Genomic DNA, 25,867 nt, shown 5'->3' on the forward strand with positions numbered 1-25,867 from the left:
CCGTTATTTCCGGTTGACCGTAGCAACCTTGCGGCCCTCGGCCAGATTCTGGCTGGCCGCGGCCAAGGCTTCCCCGGCAACGACGCCATCGAGGATTTCCACCCGACCGGCACCGCGGATGCCGAGCTTGACCGGCTGGCGCTGCGTCACGCCATCGCGCACCACCATGACCCACGGCTGGCCGGACGCCTGGTCACGGATGACATCGGCCGGCACGATCAGCGTGTCGGCGCGGTGGGCCGAGGCGATATCGATGGAAACGGTCATTTCGTGTTTTAGATAAGCCGGCGGTTCGGCAACGCGCAGGCGGATTTCGACCGAGCCGCGCTGGGCATCGACGGCCGGGGCGATGTAGGTGACCTCGGCCTTGAAGTGTTCGCCCGGATAGGCATCGGCCGAGGCCAGCGCCGTCTGGCCAAGCTGGAGCAGGGCGAGGTTTTTCTCGTCGATCTGCGCCGTCAGTTCGGTGTCGCCCTGCGGCGCCACCGTCAGCAAAACCTTGCCCGGCTGCACCATGTCGCCGGCTTCCACGCTACGCGTCAGCACCCGGCCGGCCCCCGGCGCCGTCAGCGTGGCGTAGGTCAGCCGCGCTTCGGCTACGGCCAGCGCGGCGCGCGCCTGTTCGACATTGCTGCGCACGACCTGCGCCTCGCTGCCGCCCGGCTGGTTGCTGACCAGCTGCAATTTGGCCGCCTGCCACTGGCTGTCGGCGACCTGCGCGTTACGCCGGGCATCGTCGAGCTGGGCGGTGCTGTAGAAACCCTTGGCGACCAGTTCGCCGACCCGCTCGAAATGGCGCTTCGCCTGCAGGGCATTGGCTTCCGCCTGCTGCACGCTTTGCTCGGCCACCGGCCGGCCGAGGCGGTCGAGCTGGCGCTGTTTGGCTTCGGCCTGCGCCAGGCTGGCCCGGGCCTGGGCGGCGCTCGCCCGCCATTCGGTGTCGTCGAGCTGGATCATCGTCTGGCCAGCCGTCACGGCATCGCCTTCGCGCACCTTGACGGCGACGACGCGGGCGCTGATCTGCGCTGCCACCTCGATGCGCTGCGGGGTCCGCACCCGGCCGCTGGCCACCACCGCCTGGCGCAACTCGCCGCGTTCGGCCACGGCCACCACGACGCGCTCGCCACCCCAGCCGGCATAGCCGGTGACAAGCAAGGCCACGATGGCAATGCCCGCTATGACGAGCAGGCTGCGGCGGGAACGGAGGAGGCTGGTCATGGGCGGGCGGGGCTTTTCTGAAGAAAAATTAGCAAACGCTGATGTTAATCGAATGGCGGCAAACCCGAGGCGTATAATTGTTTGCTTATGTAACCGAGAGCCATTGCGGGGCTTCTGGAGAACATCGTGTTCAAGTTTTTGTCCTTTGTTTCAAAGAATCTGATCCTCGCCATTCCGGTCATGATGGTGCTTGGTTTCGGCTTTGGCCTGCTGGCGCCGACCGGCTGGCTCAAGTCGCTGATCGTGCCGCTGACCTTCCTGATGGTCTATCCGATGATGGTCACGCTCAAGCTGACCAAGGTGCTCGAAGGTGGCGACAGCAAGGCGCAACTGCTCGCCCAGCTGATCAATTTCGGCATCATCCCCTTTGTTGCCTTCGGCCTTGGCCAGTATTTCTTCCCGGCTCAGCCCTATTACGCCATGGGCCTGCTGCTTGCCGCACTGCTGCCAACCTCGGGCATGACCATTTCGTGGACCGGTTTTGCCGGCGGCAACCTCGGCGCAGCCGTCAAGATGACCGTGCTTGGCCTGATCCTCGGCTCGCTGGCCACCCCGTTCTACGTTCAGTGGCTGATGGGCGCGGCGGTGCCGGTCGATCTGTGGGCAGTGTTTTCGCAGATCGTCTTCATCGTTTTCCTGCCCATGGTGGCCGGCCATTTCACCCAAAGCTACCTGCTCAAGAAGCACGGCCAGAAGGCTTTCCAGGCCGAATGGGGGCCGAAGTTCCCGCCCTTCTCGACCCTCGGCGTGCTCGGCATCGTCTTCGTCGCCATGGCCCTCAAAGCCCAGCAACTCGCTGCCCAGCCGGCCGAACTGCTGCTACTTGTTGGCCCGCTACTCGCCCTCTACGGCGTCAATTACCTGCTCAGCACCCTCGTCGCCAAGGCCATGCTGCCGCGCGGCGACGCCATCGCGCTGGTCTACGGCACGGTCATGCGCAACCTGTCGATCGCCCTGGCCCTAGCCATGAACGCCTTCGGCAGCGCCGCCTCCGACGCCGCCCTGGTCATCACGCTGGCCTACATCATCCAGGTCCAGTCGGCGGCCTGGTACGTCAAGCTGACCGATGCGCTGTTCGGGAAAAAGCCGGTTCAGGGCTGATGCTGCGCCCGCTGAGGGCGAGGTTCTGTGGTCATCTGCGGCATAGCAGCCCGGATGACCACGGGAAAAGTTTATAACTGACTACCGATCCGTTTATCGGTTACCACTCAGCCAAGCTGAGACATTCGCGAATGACTGCAAAATAATTCAGATTCCGAGATACAGCCGTCGATGGCAGACCAATCATCTCAGCGCAGCACAGACATCTCTGATGTGATTACGTAGCCATCGATGCGCAGGATCTGCATCCTGTCTCGGGTGCCAAAGCAATGAAACGGTGATCTCTGGCGTGGAAACCGGAATGGGGAAGCTATGCATGCCGGCGCGCAGGTTTCCGGTGTGTCGTTCGGGAACGCTGGCGATCAGGTCCGAGGCCCGAGCCAGGGCCAGCGCTGTCGAAAATCCGCCAACGATGGTGACGATCTTGCGTTCCAGCCCGAATGCGCCCAGAGCCTCATCAATCGGCCCCTTGTCCACACCCTGACGCGAGACGTAGACATGCCGTCCAGCCGCATAGCGGGCAGGCGTGACCTCCCCTTGGCTAAGCGGGTGCCCCATGCGAACGACGCCAATAAAACGGTCCCGGAACAAGGCCTGCACACGTAGTTCCGGCGCTGTCGTTTGCCCCACAACACCGGTTTCCAGATCGACCAGCCCATCGCGCAGCGGCTTGCTGTCCTTGTCCGGTTTCTGCACGAAGCGCAGGCGCACGCCGGGTGCTTCCTCGCCGACGCGGGCGATCAACTCCGGTCCGAAATTTTCGACAAAACCCTCGCTGGTTCGCAGTGTGAAGGTTCTCGCCAGCTGTTTGAGATTGAGCTTTTCGGCCGGGCGTAAAACGGCCTCTCCATCCTGCACCAGTTGACCAACTCGCTCGCGCAGTTCGATGGCGCGCGGCGTCGGAACGAGACCGCGCCCGGCCCTGACCAGCAACGGATCGCCCGTCGTCTCGCGCAATCGCGCCAGCGCCCGGCTCATCGCCGACGGGCTGAGCCGCAGCCGCCGGGCAGCGCGTGCCACGCTGCCTTCGGCGAGCAAGACATCGAGGGTGAACAGCAGGTTTAGATCGGGTCGAGACATGGGGCAACGATAGCAGTATTTATTTGATATGTGGCGTCATATGCATTCATAACCTGCAAATGCTGCGTCTTCCGCCATGTCATGCAAGGGCCTAGGATTCAGATAGCCCCATCGGAAGCGAAATACTTGAAAGGAGTTCACGGTGAAAACAATCGTTGCAGGACACATTGAAGCGGAGTCTCGAAGCATGGAAACAACGCCATCAGTGCGTTGGGCGCTGGCCAGCCTGGCGCTTTCAGTACTGCTGTCATCACTCGGTACGAGTATTGCCAATGTGGCTTTGCCGAGCCTGGCGGAGGCGTTCAATGCCTCCTTCCAGGCAGTTCAGTGGATCGTCATCGCCTATCTGCTCGCCATTACCACCCTTATCGTCAGCGCCGGACGGCTGGGCGACATCGTTGGTCGCAGAAGGCTGCTGTTGATCGGAGTTTCGTTGTTCACGCTGGCCTCGCTTCTGTGCAGCATGGCGCCAACCCTGTGGCTGCTGATTGCTGCGCGGGCGCTGCAAGGGCTTGGCGCAGCGATCATGATGGCCCTCGCTATGGCCTTCGTCGGCGAGACGGTGCCGAAGGAAAAAACAGGCAGTGCAATTGGCCTGCTGGGAACGATGTCGGCAATTGGCACCGCGCTTGGCCCATCTCTTGGTGGCGCCTTGATTGCCGGGCTTGGTTGGCGGGCAATATTTTTCATCAACCTGCCGCTGGGGGTGCTGACGCTTTATCTCGCTCATCATTACCTGCCCATTGATCAAAGGAAAGCGAAAACAGAGCGCGCCGGCTTCGACACGATCGGCACGCTGCTCCTGGCCCTGACGCTTGCCGCCTATGCGCTGGCGATGACGACCGGACGCGGCAGTTTCGGTCAGCTCAACATGGCGCTGCTTTCGGCTGCCATTATCGGTGCCGGTCTTTTTATGTTTGCCGAAGCGAGAACTACATCACCTTTGATTCAAATGACGATGTTTCGCCAGCTTCAACTGAGTGCGAGCCTGGCCACCAGTGCCCTCGTGTCGACCGTGATGATGGCGACGCTGGTGGTCGGACCGTTCTACCTCTCTCGTTCGCTCGGGCTTGACGCGGCAATGGTGGGGCTCATCCTGTCGGTCGGCCCGGCGGTAGCTGCACTGACCGCCGCGCCGGCCGGGCGCTTGGCAGACCGCCTGGGCACCCAACGCGTAACCATAGTCGGGCTCGTCGGCATGGCGACCGGCACCATCACGCTATCCATCTTGCCGACGACTTTCGGCATCTCCGGCTACCTCGCACCCATCGTCGTCATCACCGCCAGCTATGCGTTCTTCCAGACGGCCAACAACACGGCAGTAATGACTGATGTCAGTCCGGAGCAACGTGGCGCGATTTCCGGCATGCTTAACCTGTCGCGCAACCTAGGGCTTATCACCGGCGCATCCGTCATGGGCGCCGTCTTCGCATTCGGATCGTCTTCGAGCGATATTGCTACTGCGTCCTCCGATGCCGTTGCCACTGGCATGCAGATAACGTTCGCCGTCGCGGCAGCTCTGGTTGTCGTTGCCCTTGCCATCGCCACTGGCGCTAATCGTCGCGCATTCCGGAATCGACTCGCAGCTCCGTAAGCAGGAAATGTAGATTCGACAAACACAGGCCATCTCAATTCACGATGAAATCGGCAGTTTTGCGATCAGTAACCTGCCAAAGCATCGCATCCGTCATGTGATAGCAAAAAGTCGCAGGCTGCCGGTAAAACCGAGGGGAAGCAGTCGCGCGACCGAGTATCAGCTGACCGGAAGGTGCATCAGGCAGCAGTCGGCCAGGTGCAGACTTTTCCCTACCTACTGCAAATGACTGCAAACCGTCAGGTAGCAGTCATCGTCCCCAGCGATAGATTTCCGTCTGTCGTTTCATTTCGCCTTCTTCCTGCTCAATGGTGTCGGCTGTCGAGTCCGTTACGCATTTTTCCTGGGAAGCATCGGCCGGAACGCGCTTCGGCGCACGATGCTTGACCTGTTCCTGTGGTGATTTGCCATCCCAGGCAAATGGATTCTTGAACGCGGGCGGGTCCGGCAGGCAGTCCAGGGTATAACTCGGCGGCCAGCCGGTCTCATAGGGCAGGAAAGAAATGGTCCGCTCGAATATCAGGGGCTGCCCGGTAGGGGTTGGTGGTAGCGGTGGCAAGGATTTGATGGCCTGCCACGCCAGTTTCGAAGCATTCTCGGAAGTGGACCACAACTCCTTGACGTTCGCGAGCGTGCCATTCGGGGCAATCTCAATGCGGAAACGCACCATCCCCTGACCGGGCCCTTCGACCGCTGTGCCCATCATGCTGCGCACCAGTTGTCCCCAATTATTGCGATAACGCTTGCTGTTCTTGAGCTTATAGGTGGAGGCCAATTGCCACTCTTCCGCACTCGGTGGCGGCGGCGCTTCCAGTGAGGCCGGGGTCTTGGCTGATGGCGCGACCAGCACCTCCGGCGCCGGTGCCGGATTTGCCTCACGGCGAGGTGTCGCGGTGCGCGGCGCAGATGCCCTGGGTTTCGCACGCTTAGGCAGAGGCGGTGCTGGCGCTTCCTGAACGTCTTCTCGAACTTGGGTGGCAATCCGGATTTCAATCGGTTCAGGGTTCTTCGCGATGCGCAATAGGTCGAATTGCCATCCAGCGACCAGGACGGCATGCAGTACCAGCGACAGCAGGAGCGGGATGCCCAACTTCATATGCACTCCATCGTTTCAGGCTGCATCGCGCAGGGTTGATTCCGCAAAAAAATTCCAACAGAGCATCGATGTTTACAAACAATCCAATAATCGTTAGATTGTAATCATGAAACCAACCATTACCAAGTCCTACCTTTACGAACACGTTGCCCGCATCGGCAAGGCGATTTCCAGCCCGAAGCGCCTGGAACTCATCGAACTGCTCGCCCAAGGGGAGAAGACCGTCGAAACCCTGGCCGAACAGGCCCGCATCGACATGCGTCTGGCCAGCGCTCATTTGCGCGCACTCCGCGAAGCCCGTCTGGTCGAAACCCGCCGCGAGGGCAAGTTCATTCACTACCGCTTGAGCGGCCCGGATGTCGCCCAGTTGTGGGTCAATGTAAGGGAAGTGGCCGAGGAGCACCTCGTTGAACTGCGGGTAGCGCTCGACCAGATGGCGGCATCTCCTGACGCCCTGTCGTCAGAAAGCCGTGAGAGCTTGCTGACCAAAGCGCGTAGCGGCGACATCGTGGTCATCGACGTTCGCCCTGAAGCGGAATACGTCGCCGGTCATCTGCCGTTCGCCCGTTCGCTCCCCCTCGCGGAATTGGAGAAGCGACTGGCAGACCTGCCGACCGGCAAGGAAATCGTTGCCTACTGCCGTGGCCCCTTCTGCCTGATGTCCGACGAAGCCGTGAAGCTGCTGCGCCAGCGCGGCTACACCGCCCACAAGATTACCGATGGCGTCAGCGAATGGCGTGCTGGCGGGCAACCCATCGAGAACTGAAGTCAAACCACAACAGAGGAGACAACTCGTGAAGCATCTATCCATCTTCGCCCTGTGCGGCACCCTGGCCTTCTCGGCCGTGGCCGCCGAAGTATCGATGGCCGTTCCCGGTGCCCAAACTGCCAATGGCCAGAAGGTACTGACCTTCATCGCCAAGGACCCACCGGGCCAGCGCTGTAACGGCAACCTCCAGGTCGCGGCTGAAGTCGCCAACACCTACCGTGTTCCGATTCAACTACTGCCGTCCACCCTAGCACCAGGCCTACCAGCTCCGGCCGTCTTCTACGGCACCCAACTCATCGTTGCTGACGGCAAGGATTTCAACGGTGCGGCCAGCTACCAAATCGTTGCCGACGTTCTCGACTTGGAGAGCGTGCCGAAACAGGCTAAATCCGGCCTGCTCTTCCAGGAAGGCGTTCGCAAGGATTTCGATGCTTTGAAGGCCACCATCAAATCTGGCGGCAAGTAGCTATTTCAACAACAAACAGGGAGCCCACCATGAACACCTTGTTCATTCTCAACGATGGCCCGTACGGAACGGAACGCAGCTACAACGCCCTGCGCCTGGCTCGCCAGCTCGGCAAGATGGAAGGTGAGACGGTCCGCGTCTTCCTGATGGGCGACGCAGTGGCCTGCGCCAAGAGCGGCCAAAAGGTGCCTGAGGGCTATTACAACGCCGGAGACATGGTGCGGATGGTCGGCGGTGAGGTGGGTCTCTGCGGCACTTGCATGGACGCCCGCGGCATGGGTATCGACCAGGTGGTCGAAGGCGCACGCCGCAGCACCTTGAAGGAACTCGCCGAATGGACGGCAGTCGCCGACAAGGTTCTGGTGTTCTGATTTCTCAAAGCAATACAACAACCCCAACAGGAGACAAGATGTCATTCAAACTGATGCGTGCTGCCGTTTTGGCCCTCGCCGTTGTTACGGCCCCGGCCATGGCCAACGAGGAAGCGGTCAAGGCCATGGAGGAGTATCTGGACTTCGTCGATTACGGCGGCGCCACCATCTTCCCGGAACAAATTCCCAAGGAGGACTGGAAGCGTTTCTACGTTATCGATGCCCGGGACAAGGACCAGTACGCCAAGGAACACATTCCCGGTGCCGTGAACATCGAATGGCGCCAGGTGCTGGCCAAACGCAGCAGCATCCCGAAGGACAAGCCGGTGCTTATCTACTGCAACACCGGCAGCCTTTCCGCTCAGGCTGGCTTCGCATTGCGCATCGCCGGTTACGATAATCTACGCATCCTGCAAGGTGGCTTTGCCGAGTGGAAAGCCAAAGGCGGCCTTGATGCAGCTGCCAAGGCCACCGGCCAGGCGAAGCACTGAGGGGCAACATGAAGGGACGTGAAAGCGGCATGCCGGACGAGGTCTACTGGGACTCGTTTTTTCAGCCAGAAGGCATTCTCGACCGACTGCTGGTTACCCAAGGTGGCTGCTACAACCTGGTCGAATTCGGCTGTGGCTATGGGACCTTCAGTCTCCCTGCGGCAAAGCGCACGCGTGGCATGGTCACAGCACTGGACATCGAACTTGTGATGGTTGAATTGGTGGCTGAACGAGCCAAGGCTGATGGCCTGCTCAATGTGCGAACCGAGCTGCGTGACTTTGTTGAGCATGGCACAGGCGTACCTGACGGCTCACAGGGACACGCGATGGTCTTCAATCTTCTGCACATCGAAGACCCGCTGGCCCTCCTGCGTGAAGCCTATCGAACGCTTCGACCGGGTGCCATTCTCTCGGTTATTCACTGGCGCAGTGACATTGAGACGCCTCGTGGGCCACCAATGGCTATTCGGCCCAAGCCCGAACAATGTGCCTCCTGGCTATCCGAGACTGGGTTTGATTCGGTGGTTCATGTGGACCTGGGGCCAAGCGCGCCCTACCACTTTGGGTTGCTGGCGCAACGGCCGATGGCTTGAGACATGAAAAACCAGGGGCACCGGTTGCCACCGATGCCCCTGGTTAACGCTTAGCGGTTCCGCCCTGGTCCCATACCACCACCGGGACCCATGCCCCCCATACCACCTCCTGGCCCCATGCCGCGACCTTGTCCGCCTCCTTGAGCAGGCGGCGTATCCGGCAAGGTCACGCCTTTTTCCTTGGCACGCAATTGCATCTGCTCGTGATGTTGCAGCCGGACTTGCTCACGCTCCTCAGCGGTTTTGGCCGCCTGAAGCTTGCTGCGATGCTCAATGCGTTCTTGATTGGTCATCAATTGGCTGCCATAAATCGGGGCATCCGCGGCAAAGGAAGCTGAGGAAGCCATCAAACCCAGCGCAATAGCAGACAGGGTGATTTTCAAGGTGTTCTTGGTCATTTTGCTCTCCCAAAAGGCGAATTCATCAAGGCTATGAAATACCTTCAACCATCATGACGAGGTGTTTTTCCATCTCGTCACTTCAGTTATAGCCGCAATTACAGAGAAATCCGGCGTTGCAACAAATAGTTGCAATTGGCGTAAGGGTGAGCGGCTGTAGTCAGCTTTTGGCCAGGAACAGACGTTAATAATGGAAGTGTCGAGCGAGAACAACGAGGCGACAACCGCCGCCCGACACAAGCAGGTCAATGATGTGATTTCTGCTGCTTGTCGCCGATTCGTTTGAATGGCCGAGCCATCGCGATTCTGCAGTCAACCGGGCTTGCTACGGTCAACCGGAAAAAACGCCCAAAATTGAAATGCAAAAACCCCGGACAGGTCGAAGGTGCTGTTGGCCAATGTTTTGCGGAGCCATGACTTTCGGGATGCAGGTACAACAGCCGGTAACTTGAGGCAGTATGGTGGACTCTGTTGATTCGAGATAATCCATGGAACTGTTACGCCTGAGCCTGCTGTTTGCCGTTACCGCTGTTGCCGAAATCGTTGGTTGTTACCTGCCGTGGCTGGTCGTGAAGCAAGGCAAGAGCTTTCTCTTGCTCCTTCCGGCGGGGCTTTCGCTGGCTGTTTTCGCTTGGCTGCTGACCCTGCACCCGACTGCGGCGGGGAGGACTTATGCCGCGTACGGCGGGATGTATATTGCTGTCGCACTGCTCTGGCTGCATTTCGTCGATGGTATCGCGCTGACACGCTGGGATGCGCTGGGTGCAGGGATTGCTCTCGTTGGTATGGCGGTGATTGCGCTGCAGCCTTCGGTGGCCTGATTACAGTCATTGAATAGCCGTTTCTGATCATGCAAAACAACATCCAATCACCCCCTGTCACCAACCAGCCCGAAAGGGGCAGCCCAATTGAGGTCCTGGGTGCCTTCCTCAAACTCGGGCTGACTTCTTTTGGCGGACCGGTTGCCCATCTGGGCTATTTCCGTGCCGAGTTTGTCGAACGCCGGCAGTGGCTCGACGACAAAAGCTATGCGGATCTGGTGGCCCTGTGCCAGTTCCTTCCGGGGCCGGCGAGCAGCCAGGTCGGCATGGCTCTTGGGCTGGGCCGCGCCGGCTGGCTTGGTGCGCTGGCGGCGTGGATTGGCTTCACGCTGCCATCGGCCATTGCGCTCATCCTGTTTGCGTTTGGCGTGGCCAACTGGGCCGGGTTGGCACAGTCCGGCGTCGTTCATGGATTGAAAATGATGGCCGTCGCCGTGGTGGCCCAGGCGGTGTGGGGCATGGCGAAATCACTTTGTCCCGACCGCTTGCGGGGTGGCATTGCCATCGGCGCCGCCATGCTGGTGCTGATGTTTTCATCGGCGTTCATTCAGATTGCCGCAATCGTGCTCGGTGGTCTGGTCGGCTGGCGTCTGTTGTCGCTCCTGCATCTGCCGACTGTTGAACACCGCGATTTCGGGGTGAGCCGGACGACCGGTAGCTTGTTGCTGGCGCTGTTCGGCCTGTTGCTGCTCGGGTTGCCAACCCTGGCTGCGCTGTCCGACTCGCTGCTTGTTTCGGCCATTTCGGGCTTTTATCAGGCCGGCTCGCTGGTCTTTGGCGGTGGGCATGTCGTCTTGCCGCTGTTGCAGGCGAGCGTCGTTCCGCCAGCCTGGGTCAGCAACGATACCTTTCTGGCCGGCTACGGCGCAGCGCAAGCGGTGCCCGGCCCGCTGTTTACGTTTGCCGCTTTCCTCGGCGCGGCGATGCCGTCGCCGCTGGGCGGCTGGTTCGGCGGCATTGTGCTGTTGCTGGCCATCTTTCTTCCCTCGTTCCTGCTGGTCGCCGGGGCGCTGCCGTACTGGGAAAGCTTGCGCCAGCGGGATGGCGTTCAGCGGGCAATGGGCGGCATCAATGCTGCCGTCGTCGGGGTTCTCGGGGCGGCACTTTATGACCCGGTGTGGACGAGTGCCATTCATTCAAAAGCAGACTTTTGTCTGGCTTTGGCTGCATACGGGTTGCTGGTCTTTGGCAAGGCTTCGCCAGTCATCGTGGTTGTCCTTGCCGCTATCGGCGGATGGTTTCTTGGAACGTGAGACCTGATTGTCGGCTTCTACGGTCAACCGGAAAAAATGCCCAAAATTGAAATGCCAAAACCCCGGCCAGACAGCGCCGGGGTTTTGTTTTTTGCGGGTTTGTTCAGGCGTCGCGCAGGGCCAGGGTCCACGCTTCCATGGCTTCGTTGGCCGGTTGCATCGGCGCTTCCATGAAGCTGATGACGTACTTGTCGCCCATGTCGGCGATGCCGATGGAGCGGGGGCGGACGGCGAGCATTTGCGGGGTCGGGATGGCGAAGCCGAAGCAGAAAATGATGTCGACTGCGGCCTTCATGCCTTCGACAATGGGGCCGCCGATTTTGCTGGTGTGGGCGTAGTGGTCAAAGACGTCGATGAAATGCACTTTCGGGTTCTCGGCAATTTTGCCTTTGTAATAGGCGACGAGTGAATCGACGGTGTTGTAGGTGGTTTCGGTCTTGGCGATCTCGGCGACGAAGATGGGATATTTTTCCTGGAGCATGGTCTGTTTCATGGCTTTTCCTGTGCGGTGATTAATAAGCAAGCTTGATGTTGATGGCGGTTTCCGGCCCGGTCAGGTCGAAGGCGCTGTCGGCGAATTTGGGCGGTTCCATGACTTTCGGGTTGTTGGAGAGGCCGTAGCCTTCGGTCGGGAACATGCCGAAACGCAGGTTGAGTTTCTGGTCGATGTTGTCGTCGTGATAGGCCATGACGGCGTAGCGGCCGGGTGGCAGGCCGGTGAAGACGAGTTTGGCGTCGCCCTTGGCGGCGGGCAGCGAAACGACTTGCACGGCCTTGTCTTCCTTGCGGAAGGTGTCCGGTTCGCGGTACAGCGAGGCGCGCAGATTGCCGGTGGCGTCGCGCACGCCAAGCAGGTTGACGACCAGCCGGCTGTCGTCGGCCTGGCTATGGCCGGCGGCAAGCAGGCAGCCGAGCAGCAGGCCCTGAATGGGCAGGCGCGGGATCGAGTGGCGGCTTAAAAGCGGGGTGATGTTACGAGGTTTAGTGGTGATGTTCATGGCCTTGGCAATGGGTGTTGTCGGGGAGTGGCTGGCGATGCCGATTTTTATGTCAGGCTTTCTCTGTTTCGTCGCTGCCGATGATCACGCGGCTATCGCTCAGATACTGGTGTGGCGGAATTTCGAGGTTGGTCGGGGCAGGTTTGTTCTTGAAGACGCGGCCGGCAAAGTCGAAGGTCGAGCCGTGGCAGGGGCACAGGAAGCCACCCGGCCAGTCGGCGCCGAGGGCCGCATCGCCCGGCGTGAAGGCCGGCGAGGGCGAGCAGCCGAGATGGGTGCAGATGCCGACGGCAATGAGCATTTCCGGCTTGCGCGAGCGGGTTTCATTGGCGGCGTAGGGCGGTTGCTGCTGCCGTTCCGAAGCGGGGTCGACGAGCATCGGTTCGGCTTTTTTGAGTGCCGCCATCATGTCCGGCGTGCGATTCAGTATCCACACCGGCTTGCCGCGCCATTCGACGATCATCATGTCGCCCGGCGCCAGCTTGCCGATATCGACCTCGACCGGCGCGCCGGCCGCTTTGGCGCGTTCGGAGGGGAGCAGGCTGGAGACGAAAGGGGTCAGGGCGGTGAGGGCCAGCGCGCCACCGGCGCCGGCGGTCGCCATCATCCACTGGCGGCGCGGCAGGCTGTCGCAGATGGTGAATGACTCACCCTGGCAAAGGCATTCGGACATGTTGTTCTCCTGGTCTTGGGGGATATCGATGGCCGGTTTGGCTCAAATATCAGATAACGCTAATCAAGACGCGTGCCAGCTGCCTGATGGCCGTTTATTGCCACGGATCAAGGCCTTGCCATGCCTTGGCGGACTGTTCGATGGCTGGATTGCCATTTATGGCAGCAAAATATGGCAATCGATGATTGCTACGGTCAACCGGAAAAACGGGCCAAATCTGAAATGGCGGCCTGTCTGTCACCCGGGGTGGAATCCGCGGCGCAAAAAAACGGGTGGGGTTGCCCCCACCCGAAATCACGCAAGGTAAGCGGTAGTTCAGTGCTTTTCGTCGACTTCCTCCCAGCCGGTAATCATCGCATTGATGTGGGCGAAGACCGTGTGGCCGGTGGTCGTCAGATAGACGTGAATGAAGAAGAAGGCAGTGATCATGTAGGCGCCGAGTGTATGCAGCACGGCCACTGTTTCCAGCGACAGCGTTTGATCAATACCCAGTCGCGCCCAGTCGCCGTAAAACAGGTAGAAGATCCCGGTGCCCCAGATCAGCGGCGAAATGAAGGCGAGCAGGGCAAGGTAGGCCAGGCGCTGCAGCGGGTTGTGTTTTTGCACCACGGTCTTGTGGAACGGATGCGGTGCGTTGGTGAAAATGCCGACCGTGTAGTACTTGATCATCGCCCCGACATTTTTCAGCGAAGGCAGGTACTGCCGCCATTCGCCGGTGGTGAATTGCCAGAAGATGGTGAAGGCCCACAGGGTGAGCAGCGTCCAGGCGGCCAGGCTATGCAATTGCACTGCCTTCTGGAAGCCGACCAGGGTGTAGCTGCCATGCACCTCGAAGCCGGTGATCATCATGACGATGATGAGCAGTGCCTGCGACCAGTGCCAGAAACGCTCGTAGCGCTTGTAGATGTAGATGCGTTCGCTCATTTTGCATTCTCCTTGCGGCGGCTGAGGATACGGACGATGCCGTGGAGCAGGCCGCCACCGATGGCGCCGGCGATCATCAGCCCGCCAAAAAGGTCGACCAGTTTGTTGTTGTCACGGCCCGGCAGGTAGATGTCGGTGATCGCGCTCAGGCGACCGTCGGCAGCCCGGGTGTGACACTCCTGGCAAGGCACGGCCTTCTCTTTCGGCGCAACCATGTGGGTAATGAACCAGTTCATCTTTGTCTCGATGAAGCCGAACTTGCCGCTGTAGGGCAGGCCGGCATAGTCCATCCCCGCCTTGATCGACTTGGCATAGTCGAAGTTTTTCCAGAGCGAGGTGTCGTCGTCACCGAAAACATGGTTGACCACCAGGGTCTTGTTCTCGGTGTCGTAAGGCTGCTTGCCGCGCATGACCTTGAACGGCCAGATGCGCGCGTTCGGATCGCTGGCCGAGCCTTCGACACGATTGAGTTCGAGGACTTTGCTGTCATCGATCTTGTCGGTGATGGCGACGGGGTGGACGATGCCGTTGTACCACTTGTAGTCGGGCCGGACATTCTCGCCATATTCGAAATCACCCTTGGCGGCCGAGTACTTCAGGTGGCCATGGTCGTCCTTGACGAAGAGCGGTTTGCCATCCGGACCCATCTTGCCGGCAGTGGACCAGTCCCACAGCGTCTTGGTGGCAATGCCGCCCCGTGCAAATTCAGGGATATGGCAGGTCTGGCAGGCCACCTTGTTGGTGTGGGTGTTGATCTTGGCTTCCTTGTGCGGCGTGAAGCCGTGGCAGGACTCGCAAGTGGCGCGGTTGTGATCGTCCTTGGGCAGGTCGAAACCATGCTTGTCCTTGGCGGTTGCCGCATAACGGCTGCCGGACGGCTGGTGCGCATTGAACGTATGGCAGTCGGCGCAGACCAGATTGGCGCCATCCTTGGCCATGTGTACGTCGAGTTCGCGCGACGGATTTTTCAACGAGGAATCCAGGTCGCCGTGCTTGACCGCATCGCCGCCGCCGCCATTGAAGTGGCAGGCGCCGCAGTTTGAGCGGCCTGGTTTGCCGACGTGCTGGGCGATCTTGGTCAGGTCGGGAGCCTTGAACATTTTTTTGCCCGGCGGCCCTTCCATCGGCTCGAACTCCCGGTCTTCATACAGCGGGTGGCCGGCATCGGTGCCGAATTTCTTGTAGGTGCCGGTGTTGTCATGGCAGGCCAGGCAATCGACGTTGTCCTGATTCGTGAAGTCGAAATTCTTGTCGTTCCAGCCGTAACCGGCGTGGCAACTGGTGCAGCGCGTCTCGTTGGAAAGGGGCGAGCCGCAGAAGTTATTGGCAGCCCATTTCTTGCCGAGGGTCTTGCCGGTGGTCGGGCTCTTGGTTTCCCAAGTCCAGTGGAGACTCTTCATCACCTGATGTCCCGCCGTGTTGTGGCAAGACAGGCAAGCCTTGGTCACTTCGGGGCCGGTCTTGAAGGGGCCCTTCAGTGCTTCAAGCTTGCTGTGGTCGGTGGTGGAATTCGATACTTCAACCTTGCTGACGGCGGTTGGCGGCACCGGTCCTTCCGCCGCCTGCGCGAGCAGGGCGAAACCCAGCAGGGCCGCCCCGATAAGCCTACGTACATGATCCATTATCTTGCCTCCTCTAATTGTCTCGGAATGGATGGCCTCCCCAGGACCAGTGGTTTTATTGCTCGCAGGCTTGCTTCTATTACTTTGGTTAAGAATATAAGCAAATTCTAAAATACAACTGATCCAGATCAAATCCCGCGTTTTCTCTGGCCGGGAATGGACCGTCCGCCTCAACGGTCAGGAGCGGCGTGCTAGAATCGCGGCATTGTCTTGAATATCTTGAGGAAACAGCGAAATGGCTGACGTCAATACGAGCTACGTGTCCGATCACCAGACTTGGATGAATGAGCAACTCGAAAAGAATCCCGAGTGGGCCGAAGACCAGAAGGTCGGGCGCGCCCTGTGGTGGGACAAGAAACAGGATGCCGACACCACGGCCCGCAATGCCGGCTCCAAGGTGCCGCAGAAGTCTTATCCCTACGATGTGAACTTCTTCGGCGAATAGTCGCCGCCGAATTTCAGTCGTTAAAAAAGCCGGTCGATGACCGGCTTTTTGTTTGCCTGCGCGCCGGGCCAGCCGGCGCGGAGCAGGGCAATCAACCCGTGAGCGGGCGAACGACGCGCTTGACGGCGGTATCGTCCGGATGCGGGTGGATGGTGAAGCCGAGGCTGGTCATCAGGCGGAACATCTTGGAGTTGGTCGACAGCACGTCGCCGACCACGGCGCGGTAGCCCTTCTGGCGGGCGCATTCGATCAGCGCCGTCATGAGCTTGCGGCCGACACCGCACTTCTGCCAATCGTCGCCGACGGCCAGCGCGAATTCCACCGACTCACCATCCGGATTGACGACATAACGGGCCACGCCGATCTGATGTTCCCGTGGCTCGATTCCGTCAATATTGTCTTCAATGTCCTTGGGGATGGTGGCAACGAGCGCCATTTCCCGGTCATAGTCGATCTGCGTGAAGCGGACGAGCATGGTCTGGGTCAGTTCGCGCAGGGTGTCCATGAAGCGGTAGTAGCGTGACTCGTCGGACATGTTCTTGACGAATTCCTGCTCCATGTCGGCATCTTCCGGGCGGATCGGGCGGATGGTGACGACCTTGCCGTCGTTCATCTGCCATTCCTGGATCAGATGCACCGGGTAGGGGTAGATCGACATGTGGGCGTAGCGGTCGCCCGAGGCGTTGGCGGCGTGGTCGATGACGATGCGGGCATCGGCGGCGATGGCGCCGTTTTCATCGACGATCAGCGGGTTGAGATCGAGTTCCTGGATCCACGGCAGTTCGCAGACCATTTCCGAAATGCACAGCAGCACTTCTTTCAGCGCGGCGCGGTCGACCGGTGGCATGTTGTGGAACTGGTCGAGAATCAGCGAAGCACGCGTCGAGTCTATCAAATCCTTGGCCAGGAATTCGTTGAGTGGCGGCAAGGCGACCGAGCGGTCGCTGAAAATTTCGACATCGAAACCGCCGGCGCCGAAGGTGATGACCGGCCCGAAAATCGGATCGCGGAAAACGCCGATCATCACTTCGCGGCCATTCGGACGTGACAGGAAGGGCTCGATCGAAACGCCGTTGATCTTGGCGTTCGGATGCCGCTTCTGCACGGTGTCGATGATGTCGTGATAGGCGTTGCGGACTGCCGGCGCATTGGTGATGTTGAGGCGGACGCCGCCGGCATCGGACTTGTGCGTCAGGTCCGGTGAATCAACCTTCATGGCAATCGGGAAACCGATCTGCTCGGCGAGCAGCAGCGCCTCGGTCGCCGTACGGGCGACCATGGTCTGGGCGACCGGCACCTTGAAGGCGCGCAGGATGGCCTTCGATTCCATTTCCGACAGCACCTTGCGGCGTTCGGCCAGCAGCGCCTCGATCAGCATCTTGGCGCCTTCGGCTTCCGGCCGGCCGTGCTGGCGGGTCGGTTCCGGCGTCTGGAGCAGCAGCTTCTGGTTACGGTAGTACTTGGAAATGTGGTGGAACAGCTCGATCGCCGTTTCCGGCATGCGGAAGGCCGGGATACCGGCGCTTTCAAGCAGATTACGCGCCTCGCGGACCTGCTCTTCGCCCATCCAGCAGCAGATCAGCGAACGGTTGAGCTTGTCGGCGACTTCGATGATCGCCTGGGCGACGGCCAGCGGGTCGGTCATCGCCTGCGGCGAGAGCATGACCAGCGTGCTGTCGACGCCCGGGTCGTGGGTGACGGCCATGATGGTGTCGCGGTAGCGCTCCGGCGTTGCATCGCCACCGATGTCGATGGGGTTGCTGTGCGACCAATTGGTTGGCAACGCCTTGTTGAGCATGGCCATCGTTTCGTTGGTCAGCTCGGCCAGCGGGATGCCCATGTCGCCGGCGCGGTCGGCGGCCATGGCGCCCGGCCCGCCGCCGTTGGTGATGATGGCGAGGCGGTTGCCCATCGGGCGGAACTTGGAAGCCAGCGCCTTGGCGGCGTAGAACAACTGACCGACGTTTTGCACACGGACCACACCGGCGCGGCGCACGGCGGCGTCGAAAACGGTGTCGGAAACAGCGGCCATGCCCGAGTGGGTTGCGGCAGCAGCCGAGCCGGCAGCGTGGCGACCGGCCTTGAGCAGGATGATCGGCTTGATGCGGGCGGCGGAACGCAGGGCGCTCATGAAGCGGCGGGCGTTACGGATGCCTTCGACGTACATCAGGATGTAGTGCGTGCGGCTGTCGTAGATCAGGTAGTCGAGGATTTCGCCGAAATCGACGTCGGCCGTCATGCCGATGGAAATGACCGACGAGAAGCCGACGTCGTTGGCCTTGGCCCAGTCGAGCACGGCCGAGCACATGGCGCCGGACTGCGAGACGAGGGCAAGATTGCCCGGCTTGGCGGTGATCTTGGTGAAGGTGGCGTTGAGGCCGAGATCGGGGCGGATGATGCCCAGGCAGTTGGGGCCGAGGATGCGCACGTTGTAGGAACGGGCGATTTCCATGACCTTGCGCTCAAGTGCGGCGCCGATGTGGCCGGCTTCGGAGAAGCCGGAGGCGATGACGATGGCGTTGCGCACGCCGCTGCGTCCGCATTGCTCAATCAGTTGCGGGACAGTCTGCGGGCGGGTGCAGATGACCGCCATTTCGACGCGGGCGCCGATTTCCTCGATGGATTTGTAGGATGGCTGGCCTTGAATGGTGTCGTGCTTCGGGTTGATGGCGTACAGGCGGCCCTTGTAACCCGAGCTCAGGATGTTCTTGAAAATGATGTTGCCGACCGAGTTTTCACGGTCCGATGCACCGATGACAGCGACCGATTTCGGTTCGAAAAGCGAGGTTAAATAGTGCTGTTCCAACATGGTGAACCCCTAGGCAGTTTATTTTTTGTGCAATGCAGAATTCTGGCACAACGCCCATCTATTGTCATTGAGCTTCTAGGGTTATTCCCTATATGGTGACCGTGCTTTCAATGACGAAAGACTGTGTCAGGGCGCGGTGTACGGGACACTTGTTGGCGATTTCGAGCAGACGCTGGCGTTGCTCCGGCGTCAGGTCGCCGGCGAGCGTGATGGTGCGTTCGATGCGGTCGCGGGCAACGCCGTCGAGCGTAATTTTTTCATGGCTCAGGGCGACGCTGACATGGGTCAGCGCGAGGCCCTTGCGTTCGGCATACATGCGCAGTGTCATCGAGGTGCAGGCACCGAGGCCGGCCATGATCAAATCGAAAGGCGCCGGGCCGGCATCGCCGCCGCCCATGCTGACCGGCTCGTCGGCGATCAAGTGATGCTGGCCGACGGTAACTGCCTGCTGGTATCTTCCCTGACCATTTTCTGCGACGACAACACCTGACATGACCGACTCCCTCAATGAATTGCCGCAAATCATACCGCCATCGTCCTGGGTGGAGCGCCATTGCGGGCGGATTACGCCGGGTGGGCGGGTGCTCGATCTGGCTTGCGGTAGCGGCCGCCACGCACGACTGCTGGCCGGGCTGGGATTCTCCGTTGCTGCGGTCGACCGGAATTTTGAGGCAATTTTGAAATTTTCGGCGGTGCCCGGAATCACCGCGATGCAGGCTGATCTGGAAGGCGACGAGTGGCCGCTGGCCGGCCGGACATTCGACGGCATCGTCGTCACCAACTACCTGTGGCGACCACGCCTGCCCGATGTGCTGGCCATGCTGGCACCCGGCGGCGTGCTGATCTACGAGACTTTCATGCTTGGCAACGAGGCTTATGGCAAGCCGTCGAGCCCGGCTTTTCTGCTCCGGCCAGGCGAGTTGCGCGAGCTGGCGCAGGCCGCCGGGCTGCGTGAAATCGCCTTCGAAGAAGGCTACACGGCCAGCCCGAAGCCGGCCATGCGTCAGGCGATCTGCGCCGTTCGTGAGTGAACGATGGCGGCGGCCAGCCGCTTGATGCCGTCTTCGGACAAATCGTCGGTCGAGAAATTGCCCGAATCCTGAATGCCGGCATAGTTGTGATCCTGGGAGCGCCGGTAGAGCGGGTCGTAATGCAGTTCGAGCAGCTCGCGGACCAGCGTCGGCCAGTCGGCATCGACAATCAGTTGTTGCCAGCGCGCCATCGTTTCCCGGCTTTGCAGCGAGCGCAGCACATCGAGGCGGTCGCCTAAAAACTCGGGCCGCGTCAGAAAGTAGTCGTAATCCTTGAGCAGGAAGGCGACGCGGGCATCAAGCGTGGCTTCGACGGCGACGCATTCGCCGCTGCGGATGCGGGCGATCATTGCTTCCGGCACGTGCAGGTTGCCGATCTTGCGGCTTTCCGCCTCGACATAGACCGGGCGGGCCGGATCGAGCGCGGCCATGGCCAGCATCAGATTGGTTTCAAAACCCTTTTGCGAAGGCTGCGGCGAGTCAGGCAGGACGCCGAGCACCGAACCCTTGTGATTGGCCAGGTTTTCGAGATCGAGAATCTGTTCGCCGAGCTCGCCGATGGCTTGCAGGATGCGCGTCTTGGCATTGCCGGTGGCGCCGCAGATGACGATGAACCGGAATTCCTGCGGCCGTGCTTCGAGCGTCGCGATGACATGGCTGCGCCAGGCCTTGTAGCCGCCATCGAGTTGCCCGGCCCGCCAGCCAATGGCCTTGAAAACGGTCGTCATCGAACCGCTGCGGTCGCCGCCGCGCCAGCAGTAGATCAGCGGCTTCCAGGTTTTCGGCCGGTCGAGGAAACGTTCTTTGAGATGTTTGGCGATGTTTTCGGAAACCAGCGCGGCGCCGATTTTCTTCGCCTCGAAAGGCGACACCTGCTTGTAGATCGTGCCGACCTGGATGCGCTGCTCGTTGTCGAGCACCGGGCAGTTGATGGCGCCGGGGATGTGGTCTTCGGCAAATTCGGCGGGGGTGCGGACGTCGATGATTTCGTCGTAGGCCGCGAGATCGGCTACGGTGGGGCGGGCAGGCTTCATCCGGCTATTTTAACAGCGGCGCCAGCGTCGGCCAGACGTGGTCGAGAATCAGCGGCTGGGCAGCGGCCAGCGGGTGGAGGTTGTCAGCCTGGAATAGCTGCGGCTGGGTGTTGAGCGGTTCGAGCAGAAAGTCGACTAGTGGCGCCTTCTTGGCCTGGGCGATGCTTTTGAAACTGGCGAAAAAGTCGGTCGCGTACGGCCCGTAGTTCGGCGGCAGGCGCATACCGGCGAGCACGACCCGGGCGCCGACGGCGCGCGAGGCGTCAACCATGGCGTTGAGGTTGTCGCGCATCTGGCCGAGCGGCAGGCCGCGCAGGCCGTCGTTGGCGCCGAGCGCGATGACGACGATGGTCGGCTTGTGGGTAATCAGCGCCTGGGCCAGGCGCGAGCGTCCGCCGGCAGTGGTTTCGCCGGAGATCGACAGGTTGGCGACGCTATAATCCAGATGCTTTTCGGCCAGACGTTTGTCGAGCAGCGACGGCCAGGCCTGATCGGGCCGGATGCCGTAGCCGGCCGACAGCGAGTCGCCCATGACCAGGATGGTCTTGGCGGCGAGGGCGGGCGTGGCGGTGAAGAGCAGGGCAAACAGGAAGAGAGCGAAGCGCATGGCAGGAAAACCGGTGATTGAAGTGTCGGGACTGGGCAAAACCGTCGATAACGGCGGCGAACCGCTGACGATTCTGCAGGATATTTCCTTTTCGGTCATGCCGGGTGAAACCGTGGCCATCGTCGGCGCCTCCGGTTCCGGCAAATCGACGCTGCTCGGCCTGCTCGCCGGGCTCGATTCACCGACGGCCGGCGAGGTGCGGCTCGACGATATTTCCCTGAATTCGCTCGATGAAGACCAGCGCGCCAAATTGCGTGGTCGTCTGCTCGGCTTCGTCTTCCAGTCCTTCCAGCTACTGCCCTCGCTCAACGCGCTGGAGAACGTCATGCTGCCGCTCGAACTGGCCGGTGTTTCGCGAGCAGGGACGGCGGCTGGCGACTGGCTGGAGCGCGTCGGCCTGAGCCATCGCCTCAAACACTATCCGAAGCATCTGTCCGGCGGCGAACAGCAACGCGTCGCCCTGGCCCGCGCCTTCGCCCCCAATCCGCAACTGGTGCTGGCCGACGAGCCGACCGGCAACCTCGACGCAGCGACTGGCCAACAGGTCATCGACATGATGTTCGAGCTCAACGCCCGGCAGGGAACGACCTTGCTGCTCGTCACCCACGACGAAGCCATCGCCGCCCGCTGCGGCCGCGTGCTGCGCATCCAGTCCGGGCGACTGGCCGGCTAGAACATTTCAGTTTTGGCCTGTTTTTCCGGTTGACCGTAGCAATGCCGGCCGCCGCGCCGCTAGACCTTGAACGACCCCACCGACATCTTGAGTCGCTCAGCCAGCTGATTGAGCCCGCGCGAAGCGTTCAGGCTGACCGCCAGACTGGCCGAGGTTGCTTCGAGGCCGGAGGTGATTTCTTCCATGTTGCGCGCAATGTCGTTGCTGGCTGAAGCCTGTTCCTTCACCGACAGGCTGATCTCGTCGACGCCCAGACTCGCCGCCTCGACGCGGGCGATGGTCGTTTGCAGCGCGGCGAGCGTGTTGGCCATGTTTTCCTGGCTGTGCTGCAGGGTATTGACGCCGCGATCGACCGATTTGGCCACCGACTGCGAGTTGTCAGCCAGCAGCTTGGTCAGGTTTTCGATATCGGCACCGGAGCGACCGGACTGTTCGGCCAGTTTTCGCACCTCGTCGGCGACCACGGCGAAGCCCCGGCCCGACTCGCCGGCCCGCGCCGCCTCGATGGCCGCGTTGAGCGCCAGCAGATTGGTCTGTTCGGCAATCGCCTTGACCTGCTGGGTCAGCGCGGAAATTGAACCGGTGTTGCGCATGAATGCTTCTGTCGTCTTCCGGATGTCTTCAACGGCACCCTGAATTTCCTCGATGTTGGCGCGGAGCAGCCCCATGTTCCGCCAGCCATCGCGGCTCACTGCCAGACTCTCGTCCGACAGCAGGCGGACCTCGTCGGCGCGATCGGCGACCGAGGCGATGCTCGTCGCCAGCTCTTCGATGGTGCTCGAAATCGCGGCCACCGCGTCGCTCTGGTAGCGAACCTTGTCGGAACCGGCTTCCGACTGCTGGCGGACCGTCGTCGCGCTCTCGGCGATCAGACCCGAATCCTGCCGAGCATCGTTCACCAGCCGCGACAGGCTCTCGTTCATGTTGTGCAGCGCGTTCATGAGCGCCGCCGCCTCGTCGCGCCCGACGGCCTCCATTTTTCCGGTCAGATCGCCCGAGGCGACCCGTTGGGCGGCCTCGATGGCGATGGCCAGCGGGCCCAGGGTACGTCGGCGCAGGGCAAAGGCGGTCGCTACCAAAAGCAGGGAACAGAAGGCCGAAACCGAAAAAACGGAAATCTTGATGAAGCTCGCCGCATCGGCCGTCAGCGGGGCGAAGGCCATCGAGTTGGCCATCATCGCGTCCATTCCCGGGCGCAGTTGCTGCGCCAGTTCGACCGGCATGGCGCCGCTCCGGGTGGGGAAAGTCGCGAGAATCGCCAGCATGCCATCGACGTCGGCAATGTCCTTTTGCGGCAGATCGATCAGCGGCCCAAAGCCCAGCAAGCGCAGCAGTTGCTGCTCAAAACCGAAGACCTCGTTGTCGGCCCGAACGGCCAACTGGCGCGCCTCGCCGAGTTGCCCGGAAATCGTATCGATGTGCGTATCGGCAGCGTTTCGCGCCGCTTGCTCGACCCGATTCAAGGCAGCGTCGAGGCGCAGCGCCAGCTCCATATGGTTGCGTTCGAGAAAGTGAAAGGTCGCCGCCTTTCCCATCAGCCGGACGCCGTACATTGTCACCAGGGCGACCAGGATCGCTGTACCAATCGCTATGGAAAACCGCTGCTTCAGCGACCATCGCCCCTCACCAAAAATCCCCACACTGCTGCTACCGACCAACACCGTCCCCTTTGATGAATTTGCCGAAATGCGGCTCAAACGCTCGCCGGGAGGTTAGGCAAGCACGTCCAGGCTGCCTATTAGACTTTGGTTTAGATGGTGGGTAGCGCTAGCGTCGCGCTTCGACGTCCAGTCAAGGCTATTTCGCCGCCAGGAATTTCAAGTCGGCGATAACTTCACTGGCGTGTTTTCCCGCATCTACCTGCAGGTATGCCTTGGCGACCACGCCGTCTGGATCAATGAGAAAAGTGTAGCGTTTGGCGAACTTGATCACGCCCCAGTTGGAATAGGCGCCAAAGCTCTGCGATACCTTTCCGCTCTGATCGGAAAGAAGCGGGAAGGGAAGGCGCCTTTCCTCGGCAAAGTCCCGGTGGGAGCTTTCCGTATCGACGCTGACGCCAACCACCTGGGCGTTCAATTCCGTAAATCGGGGCTGGTTATCCCGGAAGTTGATCGCTTCTGTCGTACAGCCCGGCGTGTTGTTCTTGGGATAGAAATAGAGGACGACCCATTTCCCCCGCCACTCGGCGAGGGATCTCGACTTCCCGTTCCCGTCGGGCAAGACGAATGCCGGTGCGACCGAACCTGGCTGCGGCGGCGCCTCGGCATAGGCGGCACCTGATAGCAAGATGGTGGCCCAGAGAAGCCAGTGCCAGTGCTTTTTCATCTCTCTATTCTCCATTCACCGTTGGGAAACCATGCTCAGTGGACAGATTTGTGGGTGAAGAATTCAGGCGGAATGCTGAAGAGGCGTTGGCCCAAAATATTTCGCAAAATTCCGGCAAATCATGCAGATTTGCTGTCCACGTCACAAGGCGTCTAAACGGAGGCAAACGATGACACGAGTTCGCGTTGAAGGCTTCACCATCTCGCTCGACGGATATGGGGCGGGTCCGAATCAGGACATCGACAATCCGCTCGGCATTGGCGGGACGGAACTGCACCAGTGGCTATTCCCGACACGCACGATCCAGCGGACCCTGTTCGGCCAGGACGGCGGGACGACCGGGGTTGACGATGATTTCGCCGACCGCGGCTTTCAGAATGTCGGGGCCTGGATTCTTGGGCGGAACATGTTCGGGCCCATTCGCGGAGACTGGCCGGACAGCAACTGGAAAGGCTGGTGGGGAGACAATCCACCGTATCACGTTCCAGTCTTCATCCTGACCCATCATGCGCGTCCCCCCATCGAGATGGAGGGCGGCACGACCTTCCACTTCATAACAGGAGGCATTCGCGAGGCGCTCGACCGTGCACGCGAGGCCGCCGCCGGAAAGGACGTGCGGATCGGCGGCGGGCCGGACACAATCCGGCAGTATCTTCGTGAGGGCCTCATTGACGAACTGCACATCGCCATCTCGCCGGTCCTGCTCGGGCGGGGAGAATCGCTGTACGCAGGGCTTGATTTGCGGGCGCTGGGCTATGAATGCGTTGAATTCGTCGCCTCGGAGAAGGCTACGCATGTCGTCCTGCGGCGCCAGGGGCAGACTGACGCCTAGGCACTCGCTGAAGGCCGACGTCCCTGACGGGCAGCGGCTTTTCCCGCGGCCAGCAAATTTCATTTTTGGCCGTTTTTTCCGGTTGACCGTGGCAATCACGGTTGGCGGTGATTTTTACAGCGAACGCACCGCGCGCATCATGCCCGGGTCGTCCGGGTCGCGGCGGACGTCGAAGCCGAGTTGACGGGCGAATTTGATCATCTTGTCGTTCGAGGACAGGATGACGGCTTCCATCTTTTTCATGCCGCGCGCTTTTGCCGCGTCGATCAGCGTCAGCATCAGGATGCCGGCGACGCCGCTGCCTTGCCATTCGTCGTCGATTGCGATGGCGAATTCGCAATCGTCCCCATTCGGGCCGGCCACATAGCGCGCCACACCGATCTCGACGTCCTGCCCGTCGCGCTGGATGATGGCGACCAGCGCCAGGTGGCGGACGTAGTCGATTTCGGTCAGGTACTTGAGCTTGCCGGGCGCCAGTTCGTTGAGCGTGGACATGAAGCGCTTGTAGCGTGAGTCGGCAGAAAGATGGTGGATGAAATCCTGTTCCAGCGGCTTGTCATCGGCGCGGATGGGGCGGATGGTGACCGGGCTGCCATCGAACAGGAAGCGGTTGCGGACGAGCTCGGCTGGATAGTCGGCCACG

30 protein-coding genes are annotated in these 25,867 nt (G+C 60.9%); 14 read left to right on the plus strand and 16 right to left on the minus strand.

What is annotated here, in order from left to right; genetic code table 11:
• Positions 1-3: 3 nt before the first annotated feature.
• On the minus strand, positions 4-1,218 hold the full coding sequence (locus tag KI610_RS09885) for an efflux RND transporter periplasmic adaptor subunit (RefSeq protein ID WP_226498476.1): 1,215 nt from the start codon (positions 1,216-1,218) through the stop codon (positions 4-6).
• 126 nt (positions 1,219-1,344) lie between these two features.
• On the opposite strand from KI610_RS09885, the gene KI610_RS09890 reads away from it, so the two are divergent.
• Positions 1,345-2,319 carry an arsenic resistance protein gene (locus KI610_RS09890; protein ID WP_226498477.1) on the plus strand — a complete coding sequence of 325 codons (975 nt, stop codon included), beginning with the start codon at positions 1,345-1,347 and terminating at the stop codon, positions 2,317-2,319.
• Between the two features lie 183 nt (positions 2,320-2,502).
• Here KI610_RS09890 and KI610_RS09895 read toward each other — a convergent pair whose 3' ends face one another.
• Positions 2,503-3,399, minus strand: a complete 897-nt coding sequence (locus KI610_RS09895) for a LysR family transcriptional regulator (protein WP_226498478.1) — start codon at positions 3,397-3,399, stop codon at positions 2,503-2,505.
• Between the two features lie 142 nt (positions 3,400-3,541).
• Here KI610_RS09895 and KI610_RS09900 point away from each other — a divergent pair, with 142 nt between their 5' ends.
• Positions 3,542-4,993 carry an MFS transporter gene (locus KI610_RS09900; RefSeq protein WP_226498479.1) on the plus strand — a complete coding sequence of 484 codons (1,452 nt, stop codon included), beginning with the start codon at positions 3,542-3,544 and terminating at the stop codon, positions 4,991-4,993.
• Positions 4,994-5,243: 250 nt separating this feature from the next.
• On the opposite strand, the gene KI610_RS09905 is transcribed toward KI610_RS09900, so the two are convergent.
• A complete protein-coding gene (locus KI610_RS09905; protein WP_226498480.1) occupies positions 5,244-6,089 on the minus strand; it encodes a hypothetical protein in 846 nt (281 codons plus the stop codon).
• A gap of 106 nt (positions 6,090-6,195) precedes the next feature.
• On the opposite strand from KI610_RS09905, the gene KI610_RS09910 reads away from it, so the two are divergent.
• Genes KI610_RS09910 through KI610_RS09930 form a run of 5 tightly spaced genes read left to right on the plus strand, consistent with a single transcriptional unit; the run spans position 6,196 to position 8,779 of the window.
• Complete coding sequence (locus KI610_RS09910) at positions 6,196-6,855, plus strand: metalloregulator ArsR/SmtB family transcription factor (protein ID WP_226498481.1); 660 nt, start codon at positions 6,196-6,198, stop codon at positions 6,853-6,855.
• 28 nt (positions 6,856-6,883) lie between these two features.
• Positions 6,884-7,324 (plus strand): hypothetical protein, encoded by a 441-nt coding sequence (locus KI610_RS09915; RefSeq protein WP_226498482.1) that lies wholly within the window; start codon positions 6,884-6,886, stop codon positions 7,322-7,324.
• Positions 7,325-7,353: 29 nt separating this feature from the next.
• Positions 7,354-7,695, plus strand: coding sequence for a DsrE/DsrF/TusD sulfur relay family protein (locus tag KI610_RS09920; RefSeq protein WP_226498483.1), 342 nt, complete (start codon positions 7,354-7,356; stop codon positions 7,693-7,695).
• 38 nt (positions 7,696-7,733) lie between these two features.
• Positions 7,734-8,186: a rhodanese-like domain-containing protein gene (locus tag KI610_RS09925; RefSeq protein WP_226498484.1), complete on the plus strand. Its 453-nt coding sequence runs from the start codon at positions 7,734-7,736 to the stop codon at positions 8,184-8,186.
• An 8-nt stretch (positions 8,187-8,194) separates the two neighbouring features.
• Entirely contained in the window at positions 8,195-8,779 is a 585-nt protein-coding gene (locus KI610_RS09930; RefSeq protein ID WP_226498485.1) for a class I SAM-dependent methyltransferase, read from the plus strand.
• A 50-nt stretch (positions 8,780-8,829) separates the two neighbouring features.
• Here KI610_RS09930 and KI610_RS09935 read toward each other — a convergent pair whose 3' ends face one another.
• On the minus strand, positions 8,830-9,177 hold the full coding sequence (locus KI610_RS09935; protein WP_226494827.1) for a hypothetical protein: 348 nt from the start codon (positions 9,175-9,177) through the stop codon (positions 8,830-8,832).
• A 488-nt stretch (positions 9,178-9,665) separates the two neighbouring features.
• On the opposite strand from KI610_RS09935, the gene KI610_RS09940 reads away from it, so the two are divergent.
• Positions 9,666-9,998, plus strand: coding sequence for a YnfA family protein (locus tag KI610_RS09940; RefSeq protein WP_226494828.1), 333 nt, complete (start codon positions 9,666-9,668; stop codon positions 9,996-9,998).
• A 29-nt stretch (positions 9,999-10,027) separates the two neighbouring features.
• Positions 10,028-11,251, plus strand: a complete 1,224-nt coding sequence (gene chrA, locus KI610_RS09945; protein ID WP_226494829.1) for a chromate efflux transporter — start codon at positions 10,028-10,030, stop codon at positions 11,249-11,251.
• A gap of 103 nt (positions 11,252-11,354) precedes the next feature.
• Here the strand turns inward: chrA and KI610_RS09950 are convergent, their stop codons facing one another.
• The 3 genes from KI610_RS09950 to petA are packed head-to-tail and all read right to left on the minus strand — an operon-like array spanning position 11,355 to position 12,922.
• Complete coding sequence (locus KI610_RS09950) at positions 11,355-11,744, minus strand: DUF6858 family protein (RefSeq protein ID WP_226494830.1); 390 nt, start codon at positions 11,742-11,744, stop codon at positions 11,355-11,357.
• A 19-nt stretch (positions 11,745-11,763) separates the two neighbouring features.
• A complete protein-coding gene (locus KI610_RS09955) occupies positions 11,764-12,249 on the minus strand; it encodes a DUF2141 domain-containing protein (protein ID WP_226494831.1) in 486 nt (161 codons plus the stop codon).
• Between the two features lie 52 nt (positions 12,250-12,301).
• A complete protein-coding gene (gene petA / locus KI610_RS09960) occupies positions 12,302-12,922 on the minus strand; it encodes a ubiquinol-cytochrome c reductase iron-sulfur subunit (protein ID WP_226494832.1) in 621 nt (206 codons plus the stop codon).
• On the opposite strand from petA, the gene KI610_RS09965 reads away from it, so the two are divergent.
• A complete protein-coding gene (locus KI610_RS09965) occupies positions 12,921-13,229 on the plus strand; it encodes a hypothetical protein (protein ID WP_226494833.1) in 309 nt (102 codons plus the stop codon). The two genes, petA and KI610_RS09965, sit on opposite strands and share 2 nt — an antisense overlap.
• A gap of 8 nt (positions 13,230-13,237) precedes the next feature.
• On the opposite strand, the gene KI610_RS09970 is transcribed toward KI610_RS09965, so the two are convergent.
• Both KI610_RS09970 and KI610_RS09975 read right to left on the minus strand, forming a co-directional pair.
• Positions 13,238-13,846 carry a cytochrome b/b6 domain-containing protein gene (locus KI610_RS09970; protein WP_226494834.1) on the minus strand — a complete coding sequence of 203 codons (609 nt, stop codon included), beginning with the start codon at positions 13,844-13,846 and terminating at the stop codon, positions 13,238-13,240.
• The gene (locus KI610_RS09975) at positions 13,843-15,468 is read right to left on the minus strand and encodes a tetrathionate reductase family octaheme c-type cytochrome (protein ID WP_226494835.1); all 1,626 of its coding nucleotides are present in this window, start codon (positions 15,466-15,468) and stop codon (positions 13,843-13,845) included. The genes KI610_RS09970 and KI610_RS09975 overlap by 4 nt, the downstream gene beginning before the upstream one ends.
• A gap of 235 nt (positions 15,469-15,703) precedes the next feature.
• On the opposite strand from KI610_RS09975, the gene KI610_RS09980 reads away from it, so the two are divergent.
• Positions 15,704-15,913 carry a DUF3460 family protein gene (locus KI610_RS09980; protein WP_226494836.1) on the plus strand — a complete coding sequence of 70 codons (210 nt, stop codon included), beginning with the start codon at positions 15,704-15,706 and terminating at the stop codon, positions 15,911-15,913.
• A 91-nt stretch (positions 15,914-16,004) separates the two neighbouring features.
• On the opposite strand, the gene KI610_RS09985 is transcribed toward KI610_RS09980, so the two are convergent.
• Together KI610_RS09985 and KI610_RS09990 are read right to left on the minus strand one after the other, a co-directional pair.
• Positions 16,005-18,722: a bifunctional acetate--CoA ligase family protein/GNAT family N-acetyltransferase gene (locus tag KI610_RS09985; protein ID WP_226494837.1), complete on the minus strand. Its 2,718-nt coding sequence runs from the start codon at positions 18,720-18,722 to the stop codon at positions 16,005-16,007.
• 88 nt (positions 18,723-18,810) lie between these two features.
• Positions 18,811-19,215 carry an OsmC family protein gene (locus KI610_RS09990; protein WP_226494838.1) on the minus strand — a complete coding sequence of 135 codons (405 nt, stop codon included), beginning with the start codon at positions 19,213-19,215 and terminating at the stop codon, positions 18,811-18,813.
• Here KI610_RS09990 and KI610_RS09995 point away from each other — a divergent pair.
• Complete coding sequence (locus KI610_RS09995) at positions 19,214-19,753, plus strand: class I SAM-dependent methyltransferase (RefSeq protein WP_226494839.1); 540 nt, start codon at positions 19,214-19,216, stop codon at positions 19,751-19,753. The genes KI610_RS09990 and KI610_RS09995 overlap by 2 nt on opposite strands.
• Here the strand turns inward: KI610_RS09995 and mnmH are convergent.
• Both mnmH and KI610_RS10005 read right to left on the minus strand, forming a co-directional pair.
• The gene (gene mnmH / locus KI610_RS10000; protein ID WP_226494840.1) at positions 19,726-20,787 is read right to left on the minus strand and encodes a tRNA 2-selenouridine(34) synthase MnmH; all 1,062 of its coding nucleotides are present in this window, start codon (positions 20,785-20,787) and stop codon (positions 19,726-19,728) included. The two genes, KI610_RS09995 and mnmH, sit on opposite strands and share 28 nt — an antisense overlap.
• Positions 20,788-20,791: 4 nt before the next feature.
• Entirely contained in the window at positions 20,792-21,394 is a 603-nt protein-coding gene (locus tag KI610_RS10005; RefSeq protein ID WP_226494841.1) for an arylesterase, read from the minus strand.
• On the opposite strand from KI610_RS10005, the gene KI610_RS10010 reads away from it, so the two are divergent.
• Positions 21,393-22,067 carry an ABC transporter ATP-binding protein gene (locus tag KI610_RS10010; protein WP_226494842.1) on the plus strand — a complete coding sequence of 225 codons (675 nt, stop codon included), beginning with the start codon at positions 21,393-21,395 and terminating at the stop codon, positions 22,065-22,067. The genes KI610_RS10005 and KI610_RS10010 overlap by 2 nt on opposite strands.
• Positions 22,068-22,126: 59 nt before the next feature.
• Here KI610_RS10010 and KI610_RS10015 read toward each other — a convergent pair whose 3' ends face one another.
• A complete protein-coding gene (locus tag KI610_RS10015) occupies positions 22,127-23,602 on the minus strand; it encodes a methyl-accepting chemotaxis protein (protein ID WP_226494843.1) in 1,476 nt (491 codons plus the stop codon).
• Positions 23,603-23,864: 262 nt separating this feature from the next.
• On the minus strand, positions 23,865-24,392 hold the full coding sequence (locus tag KI610_RS10020; RefSeq protein WP_226494844.1) for a peroxiredoxin: 528 nt from the start codon (positions 24,390-24,392) through the stop codon (positions 23,865-23,867).
• 169 nt (positions 24,393-24,561) lie between these two features.
• On the opposite strand from KI610_RS10020, the gene KI610_RS10025 reads away from it, so the two are divergent.
• A complete protein-coding gene (locus KI610_RS10025; RefSeq protein ID WP_226494845.1) occupies positions 24,562-25,224 on the plus strand; it encodes a dihydrofolate reductase family protein in 663 nt (220 codons plus the stop codon).
• Between the two features lie 114 nt (positions 25,225-25,338).
• On the opposite strand, the gene KI610_RS10030 is transcribed toward KI610_RS10025, so the two are convergent.
• On the minus strand, positions 25,339-25,866 hold the full coding sequence (locus KI610_RS10030) for a GNAT family N-acetyltransferase (RefSeq protein ID WP_226494846.1): 528 nt from the start codon (positions 25,864-25,866) through the stop codon (positions 25,339-25,341).
• Position 25,867 lies beyond the last annotated feature (1 nt).

The organism is Ferribacterium limneticum (genome assembly GCF_020510565.1).
GTDB classification, from domain to species: Bacteria; Pseudomonadota; Gammaproteobacteria; order Burkholderiales; family Rhodocyclaceae; genus Azonexus; species Azonexus limneticus_B.